Source organism: Methanobacterium sp. SMA-27, from assembly GCF_000744455.1.
GTDB lineage: Archaea > Methanobacteriota > Methanobacteria > Methanobacteriales > Methanobacteriaceae > Methanobacterium_B.
The window spans coordinates 916,872-938,909 of record NZ_JQLY01000001.1 but is presented as its reverse complement, the minus strand read 5'-3'; the positions used below and the strand labels follow the sequence as shown (position 1 = coordinate 938,909).

Below are 22,038 nucleotides of genomic sequence, written 5' to 3'. Positions count from 1 at the left end.
TAGCTACAGTCATCAGATATGTTCTAATTAATCCATTAGTTTGGAATATTCTTACTTAGACATTTTTGTTGTGGCATCATTATTCATTTCATAGTAAATCTACAATTGGATCCTTCAGCTAATATTAAAAATAGTAAGATTATGGAATAATCATTAAAATAAAAGATTGATAAGTGGATACTTACCAGATCATAAATGTGTGTATGCCTGCATACTATTTTTAGATTCTATAAATTTAGTATTCCAACCACTTGGCTAACAATAGAGAATTATCACGAAGTAATTAATTAATAATACTTATAAAAATTATATTCTTTTTTCTATGAATTACTCTGTTATGAGAAATATACGAAGTTAACTTATAAGATCTAATTTATGGATTGTAATTTATCTTTTCAATAAATGTTTCAGTTTAGTGAAAAATGATTCATTCCCCACTTCCTCTTTACCACATTCTGAGAAATCATTATTCATGAAATAAATTTGTGAATCAATTAGATCTATACTTCTAATAACTCTCTCATACTCTCCTTTATCATTAATTTTTCGAGCTTTGACATTGTCATTAAGCATAGTATCTATTATATTCATTAACTGTTTCTTTAAGATAGGTTTTTCAATAGGAAAAGTAAGTTCAACACGTTTTTCAGTATTTCTATTCATTAAATCTCCGCTAGATAAATATATTGTGGCATCTTCTTCTGTACCAAAACAGTATATCCTTGAATGTTCCAAAAACCTGCCAACTATGCTGATGATCTCAATATTTTCAGTCTTACCAGGTATTCCTGGGAGTAAACAACAGATGGATCTAATTATTAATTTAATTTTCACACCTGCATTAGATGCCTTAGATAACATATCAATCAATTCCCTGTCTGTTAGGGAATTCATTTTCATGAAAATACTGGCTGGACGGTTATTCTTTGCATTTTCAATTTCATTGTTGATCTTTTCAATTACTTTGTTTTTAAATCCAAATGGTGCAACTAACAACTTTTCATACTCACCATTTAAATTAGAAATTGCCATATTTTTAAAGAACAACATGGCATCTCTTCCAATGGCATGGTTTCGTGTAATAAAACTAAAATCTGTGTATAATTTACTGGTTTTTTCATTGTAGTTACCAGTCCCCAGTTGGGTGATATATTTGATGTTGTTCTTCTCTTTCCGTGTAATCAAACAAACCTTTGAATGGACCTTGTAATCTTCAAAACCGTACAAAATCCTACAACCTGCTTCTTCTAATAAACCAGCATAGTGAATATTATTTGCTTCATCAAATCTAGCTCTTAGTTCAATTAAAACTGTTACCTCTTTCCCATTTTCACTTGCTTCCAGTAGATATTTTATAATCGAAGAAGATCTCGCCAGTCTGTAGAGGGTAATTTTAACAGATACAACATTTTCATCGTTAGCTGCCTCTTTTAATAATCTTAAAAATGGTTCTATTGAATCATATGGATAGAATAATAAAAAATCCCTCTTTTTTAGCTGTGGTATAATCTTTCCTTCCCTTACAGTTTTTGGTATTTTAGGATAGTATGGATTAAATGATAGTTTATGGTAGACCAGTTCATTTTTCTTTTCTATATGACTGTACAATTTAAATACATAATCCATATCCAAAGGAGTATCAGAGATTTGTACTTGACTCTGTTGGGTATTTAACTGTTCACATAGAAAATTGCTTAATTTAGAGTTAGAATATTTATAGAACTCTAATCTGATGGGTGCTAATCGAGTTCTTTTCTTTAAAATTTTTTTCATGTACCCCTTATAATCTTCATCTTCATCAATTTGGGAATCAGATAGGGTTATATCAGCATTTCTCGTAACAGAAACTATGGTTTTAAATTCTATGTCGTAATTTGAAAAGATTTCATTAACATATTCATATATTATTTTTTCTAATAATATAAAACGCATTTCATCCTTTGGAAAATAGATTATACTGGGTAAAGTTGATGGGATTGGGATAAGCCCATACAAAATTACATCTTTATCCCTTATCATCAACATGACATTCAGGGATTTGTTTAATAAATGGGGAAATGGATGGTGAACATCAATAACTTGTGGGGATAAAACTGGGAAAATATAGTTAAAGAAAAATTTGTTTATAAATTTTTTTTCAGTCTTTGTCAGATCTTCAAAATCGAGATCATAGATACCTTCCTCTTTTAAACTAGAATTTATAGATTTATATACGTCATCTCGACGTTTGTATAATAATTTAGTCCTTTCAAAGACATCTGCAAGTTGATCCTGTGCATTCAAACCGGTTTTATTATCCCGATAATCCTCATCAATAAGGGATAGATCATATAAACTTCCACATCTAACCATGTAAAATTCATCTAAATTACTTGAGAAAATAGATACAAATTTCAAACGTTCTAATAAAGGAACAGAAGCATCCTCTGCTTCTTCTAAAACACGTTCATTAAAGTTTAACCAGGACAATTCACGGTTTTGGGTAAAACTATAATCCTCTTTAGACATGTTTAGTTTACCCCTTTAACATTTTTCTAAGTAAATATCCTTCCCTAACACTAAATTTACTGATCTGTATTGCTTCACAGCTAAAATAGGAAGTAATTGATTCGACTATCAACAAAGCAGGAACTAAAGTATGGACCCTAGATGGTTTGACATGTAATATTTTGTAATAGATATAGTTATTATGATTTGATTCATCGAGTTTAAGTTCTTCTTTTAACTGTTTTAACAATTTAACATCTACTAAATTGTCTTTCTTCTTCTGTAAATCTAAATTTACCAGTAATTTTTTAATAGCACGAATACTTCCCCCTACACCACACATAAAAGGAATTTTTTCATTATTTTTAAGACCAATTTTATCCAATTCAGAGTATGTTCTTTCTTGAATCAGTTTGCACTCTTTTTTATTGGGTATTATATCAGAAACATAATCATTGAACATTTTTAGAAAACCAATAGGAATACTGTATTTTTCATATATTTTTCTATCCTTAAAAAGTACAATTTCTACACTACCCCCTCCTAAATCAATTAAAATTCCATCATCCTCTTTGATGGTGGGTATAGATCCAAAAAAACTTAATTCTCCCTCTTCCTCACCAGATAATAGATCAATTTCTATATTTACCCTATTCTTAATAATTTGTATAACTTCATCGCTGTTTTCAATATTTCTCAACGATGCTGTAGAAAAGAAACTGTAATTATCTATTTTTAAATAGTCTAGATCATTTTTCATTTTTTTAAGAACAGTTACTAACTCTTCAATGCCGTTATCTGTTAGTTTTCCGTTGTTTATATAAAATATTAAACCTAAATTTTCTTTTTCTGAAAATTCGATACTTATATCATTATCCTGGGACTTGTAAACATTTAATTTTACAGTGTTTGAACCTATATCTACGACTCCATACAACATCAATATAACCTCATATTAAGAAGATTCGAAATATTAAACAAATTCTAAGTTTGTTCTAATTTACTGTACAAATACCATGACTTATCACTAACTCTTTCATAGATATATTAATTTATAGCATTAATTGAAAATAAATTTTTGTATTAATATTAAAATAGCAAATGATTCATTTTTTTTAAACTTACTATTACTACTTTATATCCCGAATTCCATTGGAAACCTCTAGTTACTGTTTAATATTTAGATGCCCCTTTGTTATTGTTTTCTAGATTGATAACAGGAATCTGACTATGAAGGATATAAAGAAGATCCATTTAAGAACTTTATTAAGAACTGAAGGATTAAACTAATCCTCATCTTTTTTTACATTTAACTAATGGATATCATATCAGTTTTAGAATTCCAACCCATATTAACCAGAACTTCCGATACTTTTTTACGAACATCCTCATCTTCGTCTTTTAAAGTTTGTTTTAAAGGTTCTAAGGCCCTTTCATCTCCTATTTCACCAAGTGTCTCAGCCGCGTTAAATCGAAGATCCAACTCTCCGTATTTTAAAGTCTGAATAAGAGGGAACACTGCAAGTTTTCCTATTTTAGATACTTCAATCCATTTTGTTTTTGCAATTAAATAATATACATTTTCTTGTCCGCCTCTAGACTTCCAACCAATCTTGTCTAGAGCCTTTGCTGCTTCTAATCTGATATAACTATCTTTGTCCTTTAAAGCATTAATAAGGGGGTTTACTGCCCTTTCATCTCCAATTTTACCAAGAGAATCTGCTGCCCCACATCTAAGATATCTATCTTCATCTCTTAAGGCTTGGATAAGAGGGATAACTGCAGGTTTACCTATCCTAGAAAGTATCTCTGATGCCCTCTTTCGGAAAATATCCCCGTTATTGTCTGTTAAAGCCAGGATTAGAGGATCCACTGCCATTTGATATTCCATCTTAATAAGGGCATCTGCAACTTCCTCCCTTACCTTACAATCATTACTTGATAATTCTTGTACTAAAAAATCAGAACCATTTCTATCTACATTAATAATAACATCCATAAATAATTCTGTTAAGTATCTATCACTTTGGCTACGGCAAAACCTAAAATATAAATCGTGTATTATATCTCTAGCTCTTTCATCTCCAATCTTACCGAGTGATTTAATAGTTGAAATTAATATTTCACGATCATATTTTTCATTGCTTTTTATATCTTTTAAAATGTGTATTAAATGTTCAATTGAATTTTTATCTCCTATTTCACCCATAAGATTAATATAATAAATCTTAGTATCCCTATTTTGATTATTGTACTTAAACATTAAATTCCTTGATGAGGGTTCCCCAATTTTAATAAGAGCGAATTTTACTCCTTCCTCAAGTTTTTCATCTTTCAACGCCACTATAAGATTATCTACGGCAGGGTCTCCAATTTTAACAAGAGAATTTAAGACTTCATTTCGGACACATTCTTCTTCATCTTTTAAGGATTGGATTAAAGGAACTATGGCTTTTTTATCACCTATTTCCCCTAAAGAAATTGCTGCAAACATTCGAATATTGCTATCTTCATGTTTAAGTGTTTTAATTAGCCCTTTAATATCATTTTTTGCCCTTAATTTTTCTATATCTAATTTATTAAATTTATAACCCATATCCAGGGACCTCCTGAATTACTAATGTAAATGTTTGATTAATTAGGATATTATTTACTTCAAAAAAAATTTATTAATAATAATTCAAATTTCTAAATTATATATATAGAATTAATCAGAATTTTTATGAATTATTTTAAAATTGAATCATCAATATTGTAAATTAGAAAGAATAGCTATTACACAATCAGTTCTCTTATTTCTTCTTTTTACGCTCATTTTGTAATAATCCCAAATTTAACTACCCATTCATTATATAACTATTGTTACTATAGGAAGATATAGCTAACTCTTCAAAACTGATAATTAATTCCTTTATTTTTTTAGAATTTAAAATTTATTGACTTTGAAATAGGATTTTACAGGGCATACATATAATCTTGAGATAAATTTCAGATTATAAATTTTTTAAAATAATTGAATAATTTTTATAATCGACCATTAAGTTAAGATAATGAAGTATCAATTTATTAATAATATTAAATATATTATTAGAGTTGAAATAAATTATAGGCCTCATATTACCCTATAGTCGAAATACTTCGCTACAATGTTATTGTGTTTCTAAATAAGAATATTGAATGGAAATATAAATAAACAAGTTATTTGTTTACTCTTTATTTGAAGCTTTGAAAAGATTAATATAAAAATTTCTAAATATATATCAAAATCCAGATTGGAAATTAAAATTTAAAACTGGTAAACAAAGTTTAAAGAGTTAATTAATACATATTAGGAGGAATTTGATTGGATATTGGAGATCCTATTAAAACAACTGTTGAAGAAATAAGTAAAGTTCTTAACATTGAAAACGTGGTTGGAAAAACCATATAAACCAATGATATGTTATTGATCCCAATTATAAATGTGTTTGGTCACTAATGTAAATGTAAAGCATGACGAGATATTAATAAGAAAAATGACCGAACCATCAAATCGATGTAGTTTGGAAATTTGAAGATCAAAAGGGTAGAATTGTAACAGCTATATAATTGTAATATTACAACCACTTAGCTAACAATAGAGAAGTTTAAAGAAATTATTGTTCTATTTATTTTGGAATTTTTTATTCAAATCTGAAAATCTAATATTTACCTTAAATCCTTCCGTTTTAATCAGAAACAGAAGATTAGGATACATTGACTTATAGAAGAGATTCATATTCCTCTAAGGTCATAAATGATATATATTAATATTACTTACTTATTATTGGTTACTATGGTGTTTAAAACTGATGATTTACTTTTTAAAGATCACAAAATAAGTGTCATTATTGCATGGACCTTAAGGATATTCCTAATATTGTTTGGAATTTATGAAATTATATTTGGTTTTCCAGTTTATGGTTTTATGATCCTGGTTGCAGTTTGTCTTATTTTGCTTCCGGCTATTTTAACACGTCAACATATATTTATTCCACTTGAATTTGAAATTCTATTTCTTATAATAATTGTCCTCGAATATGTGGTAGCTGATTCTCTAAGTTTATATGCTAGATTTGGTTACTATGATAAGTTCCAACATACCATGATTCCCGCAATTACCTCATTTATGGGCGTATTGCTAGTGTACATTGGTTATAGGTTTGATAAATTTAAGGCAAGCTACTTAATGGCAGGGATAATAATTGTATTTGTTACAATCGGGCTGGGTGCTGTGCTTGAGGTGATAGAATACGGTTATGACCATTTTATTGGTCCTGCTACCAATTTCTATATTACTCAAGGTGCTTTAACTCAAGGATCTTCAATATTAGATCCATTTACAGATACTATGACTGATTTAATGTTTGATATAGTAGGAGCAGTTATTGGTGCGGTTTTTGGAGTATGGATTTTAATCAGACACGAAAAAGGTAATAAAAAGTCTCTTTTAGACGAAGAAATTGAAATAATGAAGTATTACAGGAAAAATAACAATATAAAGAAATAAAATAGTGATAATATTATGAATATATTATGATTCTATTTTTCTTAATCTAATTTATTTTTAATTGTTTACATAAGAATGAACCCAGAAAACTATTCTACTTAATTCGTGCTTTGATATATTAATTTTTCATATCATTAAGTTAGATTCATCTTTTTTAATTTTAAAGTATCCACCATTATACCCAATATTTTATTGTTTCTAATTACAAATAAGAAACCGCATGTTTAATATTTTATCTATCTTTCCAGTAGTAGAATGGGCAAGATCTTATAATAAGAATTGGCTTCGTCCTGATATTTTAGCTGGTATTACAGTAGTTGCTTTCACCATTCCTGAAGCCATTGCATATGCATCTTTAGCTGGTTTACCTCCTGAAGCAGGTTTGTATTCAGCAATGATTGGTTTATTAGTTTATGTTATTTTTGGAACTTCGCGTCAATTATCAATGGGACCTACCTCCGCTCTTTCCATATTGATCGGCTCCACATTAGGGTCACTTTTGATAGTAAATGCTGGACAATATGCTCTTATTACATCTTTATTAGCAGTTATGGTTGGTGTTTTTGCCATCATCTCCTGGATGTTACATTTGGGATTTATTATTAGATATATATCAAAAACTGTTTTGATTGGTTTTGTAGCAGGTTTAGCTTTATTTATCGCATCAGGGCAGTTACCTATACTATTTGGGATAAGTGGAGCTTCTGGTAATTTTTTCCAGCGTATCTCATATTTGATATTGCATATTGATCAAACCAACCTTGCCACATTGGTCGTTGGAGTGGGAGGGCTCTTATTTTTAATTATTGCAACGAAAATGTTTCCAAAACTACCCAACACCCTAATATTAGTATTAGGATCAATAATACTCCTAACAGTCCCCAATCTGACTAATTTAGGGATTAAGGTGGTGGGAACAATACCTCAAGGATTACCTACACTTGTTTTTCCAGAAACAAGTTTAATTGATTTCAATACACTTATAATTTTAGCAGTGGCAGTTTTTATTTTAAGTTACAGTGAGGGTTATGGTGTAGCTACTAACTACGCTATAAAAAATCGGTACAAAATTGATGCCAATAGAGAATTGTTAGCTTTAGGAGCATCTAATGTTGCTGTAGGTCTGTTCCATGGATTTCCCGTTGGAGGGAGCGTCTCTAGAACCGCAGTAAACAATGAGAGCGGAGCTAAAACTCCGCTTGCGGGAGGAATATCCGGATTATTCATTTTGGTAGTTTTAGTTTTCTTTACAAGTTTATTTTTCAATCTACCAGAGACCATACTGGCAGCCATAGTAATTTTTGCAATAAGAGGACTCTTTGATATTCCCCATTTCCGATTTATATATAATTTTAGTCACGTAGAGTTTGCCATTGCCATTTTAACTTTATTATCCGTTCTTATTTTTGGAACTATACAAGGATTAATAATCGGCATTATATTATCCATTTTGGTGCTCATTAACAATATAAAAAAACCACATATATCTATATTAGGCCAAGTTCCATGTACAGATAACTATAAAGACATAAAAAGCCACCCTAAAAGCATCCAAATTCCAGAAGTGCTCATTATTAAGTTAGATGGGTCTCAAATATTCTTACATGCAGATAATATTAAAAACAAAATAGTTAATCTATTAGATCATGAATATAGGGATACTAAACTCCTTGTATTAGATTTGGAGTCCACATCATTTATTGATATATCTGGTATTGAAATGTTAGATGAACTCATCAAAGAATTGAAAAGTAGAGGAATCATCATCAAAGCAGCCAACATCTCAAATCCCGCAAGGGATGCTTTCATGAAAACAGAACTAGAAATCGGTGAAATTAACGTTTGCATAAACGTTGGAGATTGTATAAAAAATTGGCAAACTGAATAATAAGTGATTTAGGGCCTATTTAATTGGGACAAAGTACACAATTATTCATTATACAGGGAAAATATAATTTGTTCAATAGAATTTTTAAAGGAAGAGTAGCTCTCTAGAAATAGATTAATAAATTATTTATCTGAATCTTCAGATTCTGGATAAAGAATGAATCGATTTTTTTTGTTCTGAGATTGTTGTAACTAAAAATTTAGTTAGGATAACAAACAACATCCAACAAACTAACGAGCAAGCGATTAATCATGTAATATTGCTTTTCTTTTTTTACATATATTTTTAAGTAGTTATTAGTATATGGTAATTAACGAGTTCGGATATTATTTATTTCAGTTGAGGTTTGGCTGATGGATTCTGAGAAAGTAAAATATAGTAAATTTTGTGAAAAAGCTGAGGAATTATTTAAAAATAGGGAAAATAATCCAAATGATAAGTATGGGATCTTGATGAACTTATCTATGAGTTAAATGTTCATCAGATTGAATTAGAGCTCCAGAATGAAGAACTCAGAGAAGCTCAGTTAAAGTTAGAAAATTCACGACACAAATATTTTGATCTCTACAATTATGCACCTATGGGATATTTTACTCTCGATAAAAGAAGTATTATATCCGATGTTAATCTTGCAGGTGCATCACTTTTAAAAGTTGGAAGGCTCAACCTTTTCAATAGAGCGTTTATTCAATTTATTGATCCTGATAATCGAAACAAATTCCATCATCATATTAATAAAGCTCAGGAAACCGGAAATAAAGAAACCGCCGAACTTAAACTCTTAACAAATGATGGCAACTCATTTTACGCACATCTAGAAACAATAAAAGTCTTAGATGAAAATGGAAATTTCAAAGAATTTAGAATAGGACTTACAGACATAACTAAACAAAAAAAGGCTGAAACTACCTTACGTATTCGTAATGAAAAAATTAATAAAATATTAAATGTTGAAATTGATGATTATGAAAAGGGTGAAATCAAATTAGAAAAACTAGTTGAGAATTTAAAAAATTCTAACAGAGAACTTGAACAATTCGCTTATGTATCCTCCCACGACTTGAAAGAACCTCTACGTATGATCACAAGTTTTCTTCAGCTTCTACAAAAGAGATATGCAGCTGATCTAGACGAAGATGCTAATGATTTCATAGATTTTGCTGTTGAAGGAGCAAAACGTATGAACATCATGATCAATGACCTTTTAGAATATTCACGTATCGGAAGCACTGAAAGAAAATTTGAATATTTACAGAGCGATAAAATATTAGAAACAGTCCAACAAAACTTAAAACCCTTAATTGATGAAAATAATGCCCTCATAAACCACGATCCATTACCTATAATCTATGCTAATGAACAAATGATGATCCAATTATTCCAGAATATCATAGGTAATGCTATCAAATACCATAGTAAAGAAACCCCAAAGATACACATATCAGCAGAAAATGTAGATGATGACTATATTTTTGCAATAAAAGATAATGGAATTGGGATAGACAAAAAACACTTAGAAAAGATATTCACAATATTTCAACGCTTACATTCAAGGGAAGAATATGATGGAACAGGCATAGGTTTAGCAATTTCACAAAGAATATTACAAAAACACCACGGAAAAATATGGGCTGAATCAGAACTGGGGAAAGGAACAACATTCTCCTTCACTATACCTAATTGAAACTATTAAGATATTTTCAGATGTCTATGGAACTATCAAACTTCAATTATTGTATATGTAAAATTCTATACGAAATTGAGAAACAAGAACCCGAAAATCCAATAAGTAGCGATGACTTAAAATTATTAGTAGATATTGAATATAATGAATTATTGATGGATATTAAATATTTAAAAAGAGAAGGATATGTAGAATTTAAAGAATTTTTCGGTGCCGACTTTGAAGCCAATATTACACTTAAAGGAATAGAAAAAATAATAACCATGATTTAAGAGAATGAGAAAGAATGTCATTTATTAGAGGAATCCTATTTTTACATTACAGAGGATTAGTAAGTGAAGCAGGTGTAAATCGACTCAAACTGCGTACAATACCATTTTAACATCTTTGAATCTCATCTGAATTTCTAAATAATTCTATTTCCTTCTTTTATTTTTAAATTGTACTAATTATATTAATTTATTATCTAAAATTATGATCATATAATGGGATACTAACCAAATCATGCAGATGTGTTGCCCTGCATAATTCTCAAATTATAAAGAATTATAAAAAAAAATGTAATAAAATATTTTCATGATTAATATATCTGAAATGGACTTAAAGTGGTAATCATTTCATTAGAATTTATGTTTGGGAGTTGAATTTATTCTTTTTAAGGTATCTCTGATATATGATTAAACGACGGCTGATCATGGTTCCAAGAGTTATTGCAAGGAAAATCGAGGTTAGAATGTCCAGACCTAAGATATGGTTTTCACTGAGGTAATTCTTGCTCAGAATCTTGATGAGGATTATGATACCCCATAATAAAACAACCAGAATCGAACCTTTCATAACAATTTTCCCATCTTCCTCCCGGAGTTTTACTTCCATCAATGAACCCAAAAACACTCCCAATATCAAGCCAACCAAAAGACCAAGAATTACAAGAGAAAATCCAAACCAGCCCGAACTTGCTGTAACACTAAAGAAGGGTATTGATAATATAGTCATAATAATCGGCATTATCAAAAGCCGCGCCATAGAAACTTTTCTCTCCCTCAATTGAAGCAACAGGATAATAAGGATCAAAAATAGAAAAGCATCACTATTTAAAAATACATCGGGACTAACCACTACCATTCTTATCAACTCGAATTTAATTTGAAATAATCGTATTTATACCTTGTTAAAAATTTATTAAAAATTCATTACTATATAAAATTTCAAATCGAGCTTATCTATATAGATCATGCACCCCCATGTTGGCTTAAAGTAATAATGCGCAAAAAATAAAGAATTGGTAGAAAAATTATAGTATCTAAATAATAGAAGATTATAAAGAATAACCTACTGATATCTACTAAACTTTTACATATCATAAAAATGCCTTTTTTTTATTAGTTTAAAGACAAAATATACATAGGATTCTTTTTAGTCGCTTTCTTAGGATTATAACAACACCAATTCATCTTTGAGGTAATCTAGTTAATTAAATTATGTAAAAAAAATAAATTTGAATGATTTAATATTTCCACATCCCCCTAACAAAAAGTGAAGTTAATAAATAGCATTTTTAGAATATTTAAAATATAATAAAATTTATTAGAAAGTTGCATCATAACAATTTGTATAATTGGGATTTATTTTTTATTTATTTCTAAATATAATGGGGGTTTATATTATAGAAGAAAGTTTAAAGGTTCCAAAAACTGTTTTAGAGGATATTTGGGCAGAAACCTTAAAGAAACTTAAGGATAATCCAGATTTTAACTTGGAAACGGTTGAAAAGATAGAATCCATGGTTAAAGAAGAGATAATAAATCCTAACGACATTATTGAACTTTTAACGGGTTAGGTGTTGTTTTTTTATGAAACTTTTAGAGCTTGAGATTCATAATTTCAGAGGGATTAGAAACCTTTCAATTAAGCCAGAAGGTAAAAATTTCTTGATCTACGGTCCTAATGGATCCGGCAAAAGTGCTGTAGTGGATGCACTTGATTTTCTACTAACCGGACAGATATCCCGTATGACCGGTAAGGGAACCAAGGGTATTACATTAAAAAAACATGGCCACCATATAGATTATTCTGCCCAAGATACGGATGTTAAAGCATTGGTTAAGATTCATGGTGTTGAAGAACCGATTGAAATTAAACGAAACCTTGATAGACCTAATGAATTGATATGTGATGATTCTGTCAAAGAGGTGATAAACCCTGTTTTAGAATTGGCTAGTAGAGGTCAGCATGTTTTAACCCGGCGCGAAATACTTAACTACGTCAATGCCGACTCTGGTACACGTGGTAAGCAGATACAATCTCTTCTTAAGATTACAGATGTTGAAGAAACACGTACGAAACTATTAAAAGTCAAAAATACTCTAAAAAGTAATTATCAGGCATCTAAAAGTTCCCAGAATACCATATCTGCAGCTATTAATTCTAATGTTGGAATAATCAACTTTGATGAGGATAAAATACTTGATTTTGTAAATCTAAAAAGGAAAATTTTAGGCGGAACACCCATAGAAGAACTTAAATCAGATAAATTAAAAGAAAATCTAGAACCTCAAAGTTTACCCTCAGATATGGGAATAAACACTCGCTTATTAAAAAATGATATTGATAAATTTCAGAACATAAAATCCACTAAAAATAAAGAGAATATACGTAATATTGACCTTGAATTGCGTGACTTAAAGGCTGAAATATCTTCTGACCTAAATATGGGCGATGCATTAGATCATCTTAGACTCACAAGATTAGGATTGGATTTATTAGGTCCTGAAGGTAGCTGTCCACTTTGTGATACTCCATGGGAAACCGATAATCTTAAAGATCATTTAAAAAATAAGATAGAAGTTCTAACATATGCAGCAGAAAATTTGGATAGAATGATTAAATTATCAAATGATTTAATCCTAGAAGTTAATAATGTACTTGCAAGTTTGAATGAAATAATAAAATCAGCTGAAATATTAGAATTAAAGGAAGAAATAAACATATTGAAGAATTGGATTAATGATTTAGAAATACTTTTATCAGTTCTTGAGGATGATAACTATCCTGATCCCCAATTTAATAGTCATTTAATAGAGGTTATTCTAGCACCAGTAAATATAGAGGTTATTTTAGATAATATTTATTCTGCTACTGTTGAAATTTCTCCAGAGCCATCTGATGAACAAACTGCTTGGGATAATTTAACTAAGCTCGAGGAGAACCTCAAAAATTATGAAAAGTCAACAAATGATTGTTTAAAATCATTTGAATCATATAAAAAAGGGGAAATTCTTTTAAACACTTTTTTAGAATCTAGAAATTCCATTTTAAATAATTTATTCGCTGAGATTAAAGATCGTTTTGTTGAACTTTACAGGCAACTTCATGGATTTGATGAAATGGAGTTTAATGCACTTTTAGTTTCAGAAGGTGCAGGAGTTGATTTTAAGGTTGATTTTCATGGTAGAGGAGTAAATCCTCCACATGCACTTCACAGTGAAGGACATCAGGATAGTATGGGTATCTGCTTGTATCTTGCACTTGCAGAAAGACTCACACAAGGATTTATTGATCTCATAATCTTAGATGATGTGATGATGAGTGTTGATGCACCACACAGACGAGAAATCTGCAATCTTCTAGCTAATTTCTTCAAGGGAAGACAATTCTTTATTACCACCCATGACCAGACATGGGCCAGGCAACTGCAATCAGAAGGTGTTATCACATCCAAAAATAGGATTGAATTCTCCAACTGGACTATTGAAAACGGTCCCTCAATGAATATATTAGGAGATATATGGGAAGTAATAGAAGATGATCTTGATAGAAATGACATACCTTCAGCTGCTGCCAAACTCAGAAGAGGTTCAGAAGAATATTTCAGCCAAGTTTGCGCATCATTACAAGCCCCTGTGAGGTTCAAATTTAATGGCCAGTATGAGTTGGGTGATTTGTTAAGTGGAGCAATGTCTGAATATAAAAGCCAACTTAAACATGCTAAAACCGCCGCCAATTCTTGGGGAAATAGTGAGGAAGTTTATAGATTAACAGAGATTGATGAGTTTTCAAAGATAGTATTCGAAAAAATAAATTCAGAAAGATGGGTTGTAAATCCTGCAGTACATTTTAATGAAGGGGCTGATTTCACGCTCGAAGACTTCAAACCAGTTGTTGAAACATTCCAAGACCTTTTTTCAATTTTCCAATGTGATAAATGCGGTACTTTTATACACTTGGTTATCAACGGCCCCCGTGCAGAAGCAGTTAAATGCAATTGTGGAAACATTACATGGAATTTAATGGATAAAAATAATAAAAATATATGAAGAATTGGTCAAGTCAAACTAAAAAAATAACTAGTGACCTCATGATGATGTAAAAAGTTAATTAGGGTCCAGCAGACAGCGCTCAATACATATATTCCAATCTCCTTGAATGGAAGAGTGAAATTTATTTAATGAACGAATAATAATTTTGTTGAAGTTGATTTCAATTAAAAATTAATAAATCCTATAAAAAATTAAATTGAGGAAAATTTATGCAATGGAAAATATTAGAAACAACAGACAAAGAAAAATTTTATGATGAACTGGATAAATACAAGATCAATGGATGGTATATCCACCTTGAAACCTTTGGAATGGATGGAGATCGTTGTTATATCATCTTATCCAAGTGTTTTGATATATAATGTGATTATATAGAACATATTAATAAATGTGATAAAAAAATAGTTGGAAAGTATGATAAATTTGAACAATTAAATAACAACAATCCTTACTCAGGCTTATTTTTTATAGGAATAGGAGTCAAAAATTTATTCTAGTAGTTACATAAAAAAAATTAAGGGAGAAAAAAAATGTTAATCCATAACAAAGTATATAATCACAGGAAAAAACAAAAAAGACTACTTGAAAAACAACAATTAGCTAAAAAGGGCAAAACAGCAGGAAAACATATTTATTTGGGAAGTTGAATGATAAAACAAAATTAAATTATAGATTATATATTGAATTATTTTTTTTAAATAGGATCGAATGAAATTAATAATGTTATAAAAAAATATAATCCCAAGAACATCCCTAGTAAATGATGAATTCCGATACGTGTAAAAATAAATTAAGAAGATAGTTACATAAAAGTATCAGGGTATGTTAAGAAATGTTTGTAGATTGGGTTTTAATTTCATATATGGATCAGTCTGAATTATTATTGAAAAGAAGTGGGAAATTTAATGATAACATTGTTATTGGTATTGAAATAAACGAAAAAATAATCTTATCAAAGTTGCAGTAGATAATGAAAATATTATAAGTTATCCCATGGCAAATATGATTAGTTATACTTATTCTCGCCTAAATGAAGAGGAATAATTTTTATACCTTTCTTCAAGTAAAAATGACAAACTATATGCCAATTTGGTTTTTATTTTTTTTTAAATTTATGAGCAAATATTGGGTTTCTTTTATTTATGAACAAATTTTAGGGGCAATTGCAAGTCTTATTTCACTTCCTTCATACTCTTCACTTAGTTAAGTATTGTAAATATTCGTTCTAAGTGTTCAGGGGACTTTCCATATCATTATCTTTTATACTAAAAAATATATTGATTTTTTTTCTTTTAGTGAAATTAGGTGTAATAGAATAAAAAATTATGAAGATGATGTGAAATGGAAAATGTGCAATTGAGTGGTGGAGCGATGTTGGTGCTTGGTATAGTTATTGCAATCGTCATAGTATTAATTCCAGCGTTTATCTATATATACGCATGGATAGCAGCAATATTACTTATAATAGGTGGTCTTGTTAGCTTAATGACAGGAGGATAATTTAGAGACGTAACATTAGATTATAACTCATTATTTACCAATAATATAAATTTTTTAGTATTTGTTATTAAATCAGATTGAGTAATTTATATAAATAAATTTAAAAAAAATAAAATGGAACTAGGGGTGTTAGAAATGACTTATGTTTTGGTTATGCATAAAGTAGAGGATTATGATAAATGGAAGTCTTTATATGACGAGTTTGGTGCTATGCGAAAAGCATACGGTTCTAAGGGCGCATTTGTCTTTAATAATTCTAATGATCCTAAACATATGGTTGTAATAACTATGTGGGAAAATATGGAAAAGGCTAAAGGTTTTGCTGAATCTGAAGAATTGAAACTTGCAATGCAAAAAGCAGGCGTGATTGGTCAACCAGCAGTCTATTACTTGGATGAGATTGAAAGAACACCGTTCTGAAGAAAAATTTTGAGGTGATTACAATGGGTCTTGCAGTTTTAATTGCTAAAGTCAAAGATTATGATAAATGGGAACCTACAATTATGGAAGATATACCTCTACTTAAGGCCAATGGGGCAATATCTGCTAGTATTCTTAGAGATATTGATGATCCTAATAGGATCATTGTTACTACTGAATTTGAAAATCTTGAACATGCTAAAAAATTCGCGGAATCTGACGAGTTACATGACCGAATGCAAGCAGGTGGAGTTATTGGTAAGCCTGAAATCTATTTCGTAGAGGAAAAAAAGGTATTTTAAACCTTAATAGTTGTTATTAAAATAAAAAGAGGTGAATTTTAAATATCAAATATCCTAATAAATTCCATATGAGAAATAACATTTCTGACAAAGAAAATAAAAACAAATTAACTTTTTTTTTTAATTTTTATGTTCTCTTCTTTTAAATTATTTACGATAATGATGTTTGATATCTATACTTACTTTTTTAATGCTTTGTATCAATTACTGATCATGACCCACAACATGCTTTTCTATAAAGACATGGCTTTACTCAATGTAGCGTTATTTAATAGGACTGCTGTTTAATTTAGGATAGTCCAATTGATTATATTTTATTCTAATTTTAACTTATTAGTTAAATATGGGCTAAAAAAAATCATAGATTTGTTATGGTCCTTTAATTCTATTCTAAAATGATTAAATTTATATGTTTGTTATATCAAGATATATAATATGGAATAGGTTTTATTGGACTTCGAAATCTGTTCTAAAACTTTTATTAATATCAAATGAATTGTCGAAGTTCCAAAAAAAATTTAAAATGGGCTTCGACCACCTCCTATTCAAACTTAAGGACGTCGCTTAATGAATTTCAGAAAATCTAAAGGAAAAGAAAAAACTTCAGAAGAAATATTAAAGCAAGTGAATAACTGTAAACCTGATGAATTAGAATCTTTACTCAACCAGATTCAAGCTAAATTAGAAAAATCTACAGATAAAGATGGGGATGGGGATCTTTTAATGGCAAAAACCATTATAACGTCAAGACTAGCTTCAATGCGTAGCAAAAATATATAGTTTTAGAAATTAATTTAATGTATGTAAGGTAAGTTTTCTATTTTTGATTTACTCATAGATTCATATTTGGCCTTTTTATTTAATAAATCCCCTATTATTAAAGTATTGTCTTGATATTCAAGTGATTTACCACATTGTGGACATACGAAGTTGCATTTTGAAGCATTTTCATAAATGTATCTGTGACCATTGGGCTTGCATCCAAAGAACATATTATCTTTTTCGTATTTCAGTGATCTTTCAATTTCTTTCAATAAATCTTCGTGTTTATCGCTAATTATATCATTTACTTTTTTCTGGTTAAATTTCCAATTATAAATTTCAAAGTTGGTTTCAAGATCCTTGGATCTTTTATATGAAGTTAAACCTGCGTCGTATAATTTATTAAGGATCTTTCTTATTGTATTTAACTTTATTTCAGTTTCTTCAGCAATAGCTGCATCCGATGTTTTACCATTTAATAAACATTTAATAATCGTAACACAATTTTTTTCATCATCTGTGATGTCCATTAATAATTCTTGAACTTGTGAATCTTTTAACATATAAACCTCCTTATAAAAATTAAATATCTAAAATAATAAATTAAATAGAATTGAAAAATCAATTACAACTAAAAAAATATATTAAAATCAATTTTTTCCATTTTTGAAAGCTCATAAAATGAATTTCTAGTTATATTTCTTAAATCCAATTCTAGCTGCAATTTCTCTGAAGCATTGTCTGCATAACATAAGATTGTATCTTCGAACTAAAGATGAATGATCACTACATCTGCTGCATTTTCTTGAACCCTTTCCGTATTTTCTTGGCAATTTGTCACCTATTTTTTTAAAACAGCGAATAATTAAAATAAATACTAAAATAAAAAATAATGCACCGATACTTTTGGTATCATTATATAGAGCTACGTATCAGAATACTATATTCCATGCATAAATACCTGCTTTTAACAATACATCCAGTAAAATCTTCGTTTACTCCAACATTCCTATAAATTCACCTAATAATCCTTATAATAAATGAAACTAAAGATTAACTATATAACAGTACAGGTTAATATTGATTAAATTATACCAATGTATTTAATTTCATGATAATATTTGTATTGAAAATTTTAGAAATCGTTATTCTGTGTTTTGATATGAACTATTGTGAATAAAAAGAGAAAAAAAGGTTTTTTATCCGCTTGAACTATAATTATCTTGACTAGGTTCCTGGTAGTCATTACTGTTATCATAGCTGTTATCATAGTTATTGTCATAATAACCTGAGTTACTATTGTCATAATTGTTATCGTAGTTTGTATTGTCATTAGTTGTTGTTGTAGTTGGAATATTTTGTTGTATACCTAGAATTGCACCAGTTTTAGCATTTAGTATTATGCCTCCAATAATAACCCCATTATAAGAATAGTCACTATAATAAATTGCATCTCCGTTTTTAGCCTTTATTAATATCGGATCGCTTGTTACTACTCCTTTATCAGCGTGACTTTTAGCTATTGATTTTGCCTTACTGAATGTTATGTAGTCTGGACTATAAGGGATTTTACTACCTGTTTGATTTGTGATATTGGTTTCATTTCCGAGTGTTAGGTTTGATGTAGTATTATTCCCATTCTTATTATTTGTTAAGAACATATATCCAAATGCAGTACCTAACATGCCTACTAAAATTATTACAACAATAATTAGGACTACATTCAATTTTTCCACTTTATCACCATCCGGATTTCCGTTTATATTGGTAAAATTATCGTTTAATTATATCATAAAAGATAAAATTAGTATATACTATTCTTATTTCCAAGAAGATTAACACTTCTATAACATTATATTAATTATATACAAAAAAACTGCATCTATGACCATAATATAATAACAACATCCTAATTTTTATCTGAATTTGGTAATGATTCTTAATCTACATATTTTCCTCTTCCTTTTCTATGTGAGCAGATTTTTTTAAATTCTCTTTTTCTCTGTTCTTCTGTAAAGATGTAATGTATTGTTCAGCAAGTTTTATGGCATTTTCATGGACTTCTTCAAATTTATGATATTGTTCAAATAATTCGTCTTCGACTATATGAAAAGTTTCATGAGTTAAAATTTCGGGTCTTTTCACATTTAGAAGCATAGAAAAACTTTCATCATTAATTAGGATTAGATGATCTACATCATAAGATGTGTAAAGCCTTTGAATAAATTTAATTTCAGAATTAAAAGTTTCCAAACGTTTTTGATCTAATGCTTCAGTAACCAATTTAATATACTCTTTATTTACAGGGCACGAACAAACATGGGCATATGCATTATGAGTATCTATTTCTTCATCATACTCCTCTATTACATCAGCAAATTCAAAAAATTCATTTTTATAACAATTTAAATGGTTTCTTCCATCAAGAAATAACATCCATTCTTCATCATCAAAAACAATAACCCTCCAACTAGCATTCACCTCATACTCGTCCAGCACAAACTTAATTAAATTATCAAAATTTCTGGTAACAAAAATTTAAATCACCCAAAATACGAAAATTCTACTTATTTGATCTATATCAAGATGTTATTTAATAATATTTTATAGAAAAGTTCCTTGTAAATAAATGGTCTCCCTTTTAACTTATGTGAAACATATCAATATTATTTGCTACTAAATAATAATCGAATTATATGCTTAAATAATTGTTTTTAACTTTGTTTTCAGGATTAGGGGAGAGATGAATGAGAATTTTAAATTTCAATATTCGATTCGGTGGGGAGAAACGAACCTACAAAATAGTGGATTACTTGTTGAACAATGATTTTGATATGATTGTACTTACAGAATTTATTAAAAATGATAACGGCAAGGAAATTATAGCTAAATTAGTTGAGAAAGGGTATAAAACTCAACCATCCAATGAAAATGGTGAGTTAGGTTCATTTATTGCGAGTAAAGAGGAATTTATAACTAAAAATGTTGAGGATAGATGGGTTGAAGTATATATCCCTATGATGGATCTCTATGTGCTTGGAGTGTATGTACCAGACAAGTCAGGATCTCAAAAGAATTTATTTTGGAAGAAAATATTAGATTATGCAGAAAAGCATGTTGATAATAAAGTGTTGATAACAGGCGACTTCAACAGTTGCACCAAAGCAGATTCTTCAAATAAAACAGAATACAATGCCAAGGATTTAATGAAACTAGAAGAATTAGGATACATTGACTTGTGGAAGTACAATGCAAGAGGAGATGGTGAAGGATATACTTGGTTTCACTACTCTGGAACTGGGTTCAGATTGGACTATGCTTTCGTTTCATCAAAGCTTGCTGAAACATTAGAAGATGTATCGGTTTATTCAGATTCTCAAATCAGGGAATCTAAAATATCAGACCATTCACCATTAGTAGTTATCTGAATAAAATGAAATCTATATAATTTTTTTTTAAATATTTTCAAATTTACCTTACAATAAAAATACGGGAGAAAAAATTGTAAAATAATAAATTCATTTTTTTTCTTTTTTTTACATTTTAGAATAAATATCATTTATACATGAATGAATTAATTCACATTATCTTAAGAATCCTAGGTAACATTCACCATATATTGCTTTCATGAATACTAATAAAAATAATTAGAAATTAAACTCATTTCATTTGTTCTTTAATTTCTGGGAGATATTTGCCCAGTAATGGCATCTATCTCAATATATCCTGCTTCACCATATTCTGCTACACTTCTTTTTGGGTCTATCCATTTTAAATCTACATGATAGAAAGGATCTCCATCAGCACCCTTATAATCCCCTTTACCATTTACATAATCTACAACACCTGTAGGTTCTGCCCTATATGATTTTTCATATTTCTTTGCTATTGACATAGCTTTGTGTCGGTGTAATTCCAGGAGCCTTTGTGCTTTGTACTGTTTTATTTATCTGTGTATTATTTGAAGTTAAATTAACACTTGAATTATTAGAAACAATACTCTTAGGTTGAGATGCCAACATATATGCTGAAGAAAACGATATTACCCCCACTAAAGCAATTATTAAGATTAAAATAATATAATCTTTGATTATTATTAATATATTCTAATTAATTCTCAAAGTTCTATCAATTAAAGCAGAACAAAA

21 protein-coding genes are annotated in these 22,038 nt (G+C 29.2%); 12 read left to right on the top strand and 9 right to left on the bottom strand.

Going from position 1 to position 22,038, the window contains the following annotated elements:
* Positions 1 to 387: 387 nt before the first annotated feature.
* From ppk1 to DL91_RS04790, 3 genes are all read right to left on the bottom strand, one after another.
* Positions 388 to 2,508: a polyphosphate kinase 1 gene (gene ppk1 / locus DL91_RS04800; protein ID WP_048190474.1), complete on the bottom strand. Its 2,121-nt coding sequence runs from the start codon at positions 2,506 to 2,508 to the stop codon at positions 388 to 390.
* 7 nt (positions 2,509 to 2,515) lie between these two features.
* Positions 2,516 to 3,427, bottom strand: a complete 912-nt coding sequence (locus DL91_RS04795; protein WP_048190473.1) for a phosphatase — start codon at positions 3,425 to 3,427, stop codon at positions 2,516 to 2,518.
* Positions 3,428 to 3,796: 369 nt separating this feature from the next.
* Positions 3,797 to 5,083, bottom strand: coding sequence for a HEAT repeat domain-containing protein (locus DL91_RS04790; protein WP_048190472.1), 1,287 nt, complete (start codon positions 5,081 to 5,083; stop codon positions 3,797 to 3,799).
* Between the two features lie 1,350 nt (positions 5,084 to 6,433).
* Between DL91_RS04790 and DL91_RS04785 the strand changes: the two genes are divergently transcribed.
* From DL91_RS04785 to DL91_RS04770, 4 genes are all read left to right on the top strand, one after another.
* A complete protein-coding gene (locus tag DL91_RS04785) occupies positions 6,434 to 7,015 on the top strand; it encodes a hypothetical protein (protein WP_231551391.1) in 582 nt (193 codons plus the stop codon).
* 220 nt (positions 7,016 to 7,235) lie between these two features.
* Entirely contained in the window at positions 7,236 to 8,903 is a 1,668-nt protein-coding gene (locus DL91_RS04780) for a SulP family inorganic anion transporter (protein WP_048190471.1), read from the top strand.
* A gap of 460 nt (positions 8,904 to 9,363) precedes the next feature.
* Positions 9,364 to 10,587: an ATP-binding protein gene (locus DL91_RS04775; RefSeq protein WP_048190470.1), complete on the top strand. Its 1,224-nt coding sequence runs from the start codon at positions 9,364 to 9,366 to the stop codon at positions 10,585 to 10,587.
* A 20-nt stretch (positions 10,588 to 10,607) separates the two neighbouring features.
* On the top strand, positions 10,608 to 10,859 hold the full coding sequence (locus tag DL91_RS04770) for a hypothetical protein (protein WP_156096007.1): 252 nt from the start codon (positions 10,608 to 10,610) through the stop codon (positions 10,857 to 10,859).
* 355 nt (positions 10,860 to 11,214) lie between these two features.
* Here DL91_RS04770 and DL91_RS04765 read toward each other — a convergent pair whose 3' ends face one another.
* On the bottom strand, positions 11,215 to 11,613 hold the full coding sequence (locus DL91_RS04765) for a CcdC protein domain-containing protein (protein ID WP_231551390.1): 399 nt from the start codon (positions 11,611 to 11,613) through the stop codon (positions 11,215 to 11,217).
* A gap of 625 nt (positions 11,614 to 12,238) precedes the next feature.
* Between DL91_RS04765 and DL91_RS04760 the strand changes: the two genes are divergently transcribed.
* From DL91_RS04760 to DL91_RS04740, 7 genes are all read left to right on the top strand, one after another.
* Positions 12,239 to 12,427: a hypothetical protein gene (locus tag DL91_RS04760; protein WP_048190467.1), complete on the top strand. Its 189-nt coding sequence runs from the start codon at positions 12,239 to 12,241 to the stop codon at positions 12,425 to 12,427.
* A gap of 13 nt (positions 12,428 to 12,440) precedes the next feature.
* A complete protein-coding gene (locus DL91_RS04755; RefSeq protein WP_048190466.1) occupies positions 12,441 to 14,903 on the top strand; it encodes an AAA family ATPase in 2,463 nt (820 codons plus the stop codon).
* 212 nt (positions 14,904 to 15,115) lie between these two features.
* A complete protein-coding gene (locus DL91_RS13525; RefSeq protein ID WP_156096005.1) occupies positions 15,116 to 15,268 on the top strand; it encodes a hypothetical protein in 153 nt (50 codons plus the stop codon).
* A gap of 1,009 nt (positions 15,269 to 16,277) precedes the next feature.
* Entirely contained in the window at positions 16,278 to 16,406 is a 129-nt protein-coding gene (locus DL91_RS14365) for a hypothetical protein (RefSeq protein ID WP_255343924.1), read from the top strand.
* Positions 16,407 to 16,541: 135 nt separating this feature from the next.
* Complete coding sequence (locus DL91_RS04750; protein ID WP_048190465.1) at positions 16,542 to 16,826, top strand: hypothetical protein; 285 nt, start codon at positions 16,542 to 16,544, stop codon at positions 16,824 to 16,826.
* A gap of 23 nt (positions 16,827 to 16,849) precedes the next feature.
* The gene (locus DL91_RS04745) at positions 16,850 to 17,128 is read left to right on the top strand and encodes an antibiotic biosynthesis monooxygenase (RefSeq protein ID WP_052374170.1); all 279 of its coding nucleotides are present in this window, start codon (positions 16,850 to 16,852) and stop codon (positions 17,126 to 17,128) included.
* 567 nt (positions 17,129 to 17,695) lie between these two features.
* Positions 17,696 to 17,908 carry a hypothetical protein gene (locus DL91_RS04740; RefSeq protein ID WP_048190464.1) on the top strand — a complete coding sequence of 71 codons (213 nt, stop codon included), beginning with the start codon at positions 17,696 to 17,698 and terminating at the stop codon, positions 17,906 to 17,908.
* Positions 17,909 to 17,922: 14 nt separating this feature from the next.
* Here the strand turns inward: DL91_RS04740 and DL91_RS04735 are convergent, their stop codons facing one another.
* The 4 genes from DL91_RS04735 to DL91_RS04725 form a co-directional block, all read right to left on the bottom strand.
* Complete coding sequence (locus DL91_RS04735; protein ID WP_048190463.1) at positions 17,923 to 18,453, bottom strand: transcription factor; 531 nt, start codon at positions 18,451 to 18,453, stop codon at positions 17,923 to 17,925.
* A gap of 126 nt (positions 18,454 to 18,579) precedes the next feature.
* Positions 18,580 to 18,723, bottom strand: a complete 144-nt coding sequence (locus DL91_RS13115) for a 30S ribosomal protein S14 (protein WP_081882605.1) — start codon at positions 18,721 to 18,723, stop codon at positions 18,580 to 18,582.
* Positions 18,724 to 19,089: 366 nt separating this feature from the next.
* Positions 19,090 to 19,626: a PepSY domain-containing protein gene (locus DL91_RS04730; RefSeq protein WP_048190462.1), complete on the bottom strand. Its 537-nt coding sequence runs from the start codon at positions 19,624 to 19,626 to the stop codon at positions 19,090 to 19,092.
* A gap of 208 nt (positions 19,627 to 19,834) precedes the next feature.
* Entirely contained in the window at positions 19,835 to 20,371 is a 537-nt protein-coding gene (locus DL91_RS04725; protein ID WP_048190461.1) for a hypothetical protein, read from the bottom strand.
* A 266-nt stretch (positions 20,372 to 20,637) separates the two neighbouring features.
* On the opposite strand from DL91_RS04725, the gene DL91_RS04720 reads away from it, so the two are divergent.
* The gene (locus DL91_RS04720; RefSeq protein WP_048190460.1) at positions 20,638 to 21,318 is read left to right on the top strand and encodes an endonuclease/exonuclease/phosphatase family protein; all 681 of its coding nucleotides are present in this window, start codon (positions 20,638 to 20,640) and stop codon (positions 21,316 to 21,318) included.
* Between the two features lie 248 nt (positions 21,319 to 21,566).
* On the opposite strand, the gene DL91_RS04715 is transcribed toward DL91_RS04720, so the two are convergent.
* On the bottom strand, positions 21,567 to 21,785 hold the full coding sequence (locus DL91_RS04715; protein WP_048190459.1) for a hypothetical protein: 219 nt from the start codon (positions 21,783 to 21,785) through the stop codon (positions 21,567 to 21,569).
* Positions 21,786 to 22,038 lie beyond the last annotated feature (253 nt).

Bases quoted from the DNA above. Each gene is read 5' to 3' on its own strand.
- ppk1 (WP_048190474.1), bottom strand. From the start codon at position 2,508: ATGTCTAAAGAGGATTATAGTTTTACCCAAAACCGTGAATTGTCCTGG.
- DL91_RS04795 (WP_048190473.1), bottom strand. From the start codon at position 3,427: ATGTTGTATGGAGTCGTAGATATAGGTTCAAACACTGTAAAATTAAAT.
- DL91_RS04790 (WP_048190472.1), bottom strand. From the start codon at position 5,083: ATGGGTTATAAATTTAATAAATTAGATATAGAAAAATTAAGGGCAAAA.
- DL91_RS04785 (WP_231551391.1), top strand. From the start codon at position 6,434: ATGATCCTGGTTGCAGTTTGTCTTATTTTGCTTCCGGCTATTTTAACA.
- DL91_RS04780 (WP_048190471.1), top strand. From the start codon at position 7,236: ATGTTTAATATTTTATCTATCTTTCCAGTAGTAGAATGGGCAAGATCT.
- DL91_RS04770 (WP_156096007.1), top strand. From the start codon at position 10,608: ATGTCTATGGAACTATCAAACTTCAATTATTGTATATGTAAAATTCTA.
- DL91_RS04765 (WP_231551390.1), bottom strand. From the start codon at position 11,613: ATGGCGCGGCTTTTGATAATGCCGATTATTATGACTATATTATCAATA.
- DL91_RS04760 (WP_048190467.1), top strand. From the start codon at position 12,239: ATGGGGGTTTATATTATAGAAGAAAGTTTAAAGGTTCCAAAAACTGTT.
- DL91_RS04755 (WP_048190466.1), top strand. From the start codon at position 12,441: ATGAAACTTTTAGAGCTTGAGATTCATAATTTCAGAGGGATTAGAAAC.
- DL91_RS13525 (WP_156096005.1), top strand. From the start codon at position 15,116: ATGCAATGGAAAATATTAGAAACAACAGACAAAGAAAAATTTTATGAT.
- DL91_RS14365 (WP_255343924.1), top strand. From the start codon at position 16,278: ATGTTGGTGCTTGGTATAGTTATTGCAATCGTCATAGTATTAATTCCA.
- DL91_RS04750 (WP_048190465.1), top strand. From the start codon at position 16,542: ATGACTTATGTTTTGGTTATGCATAAAGTAGAGGATTATGATAAATGG.
- DL91_RS04745 (WP_052374170.1), top strand. From the start codon at position 16,850: ATGGGTCTTGCAGTTTTAATTGCTAAAGTCAAAGATTATGATAAATGG.
- DL91_RS04740 (WP_048190464.1), top strand. From the start codon at position 17,696: ATGAATTTCAGAAAATCTAAAGGAAAAGAAAAAACTTCAGAAGAAATA.
- DL91_RS04735 (WP_048190463.1), bottom strand. From the start codon at position 18,453: ATGTTAAAAGATTCACAAGTTCAAGAATTATTAATGGACATCACAGAT.
- DL91_RS04720 (WP_048190460.1), top strand. From the start codon at position 20,638: ATGAGAATTTTAAATTTCAATATTCGATTCGGTGGGGAGAAACGAACC.
- DL91_RS04715 (WP_048190459.1), bottom strand. From the start codon at position 21,785: ATGTCAATAGCAAAGAAATATGAAAAATCATATAGGGCAGAACCTACA.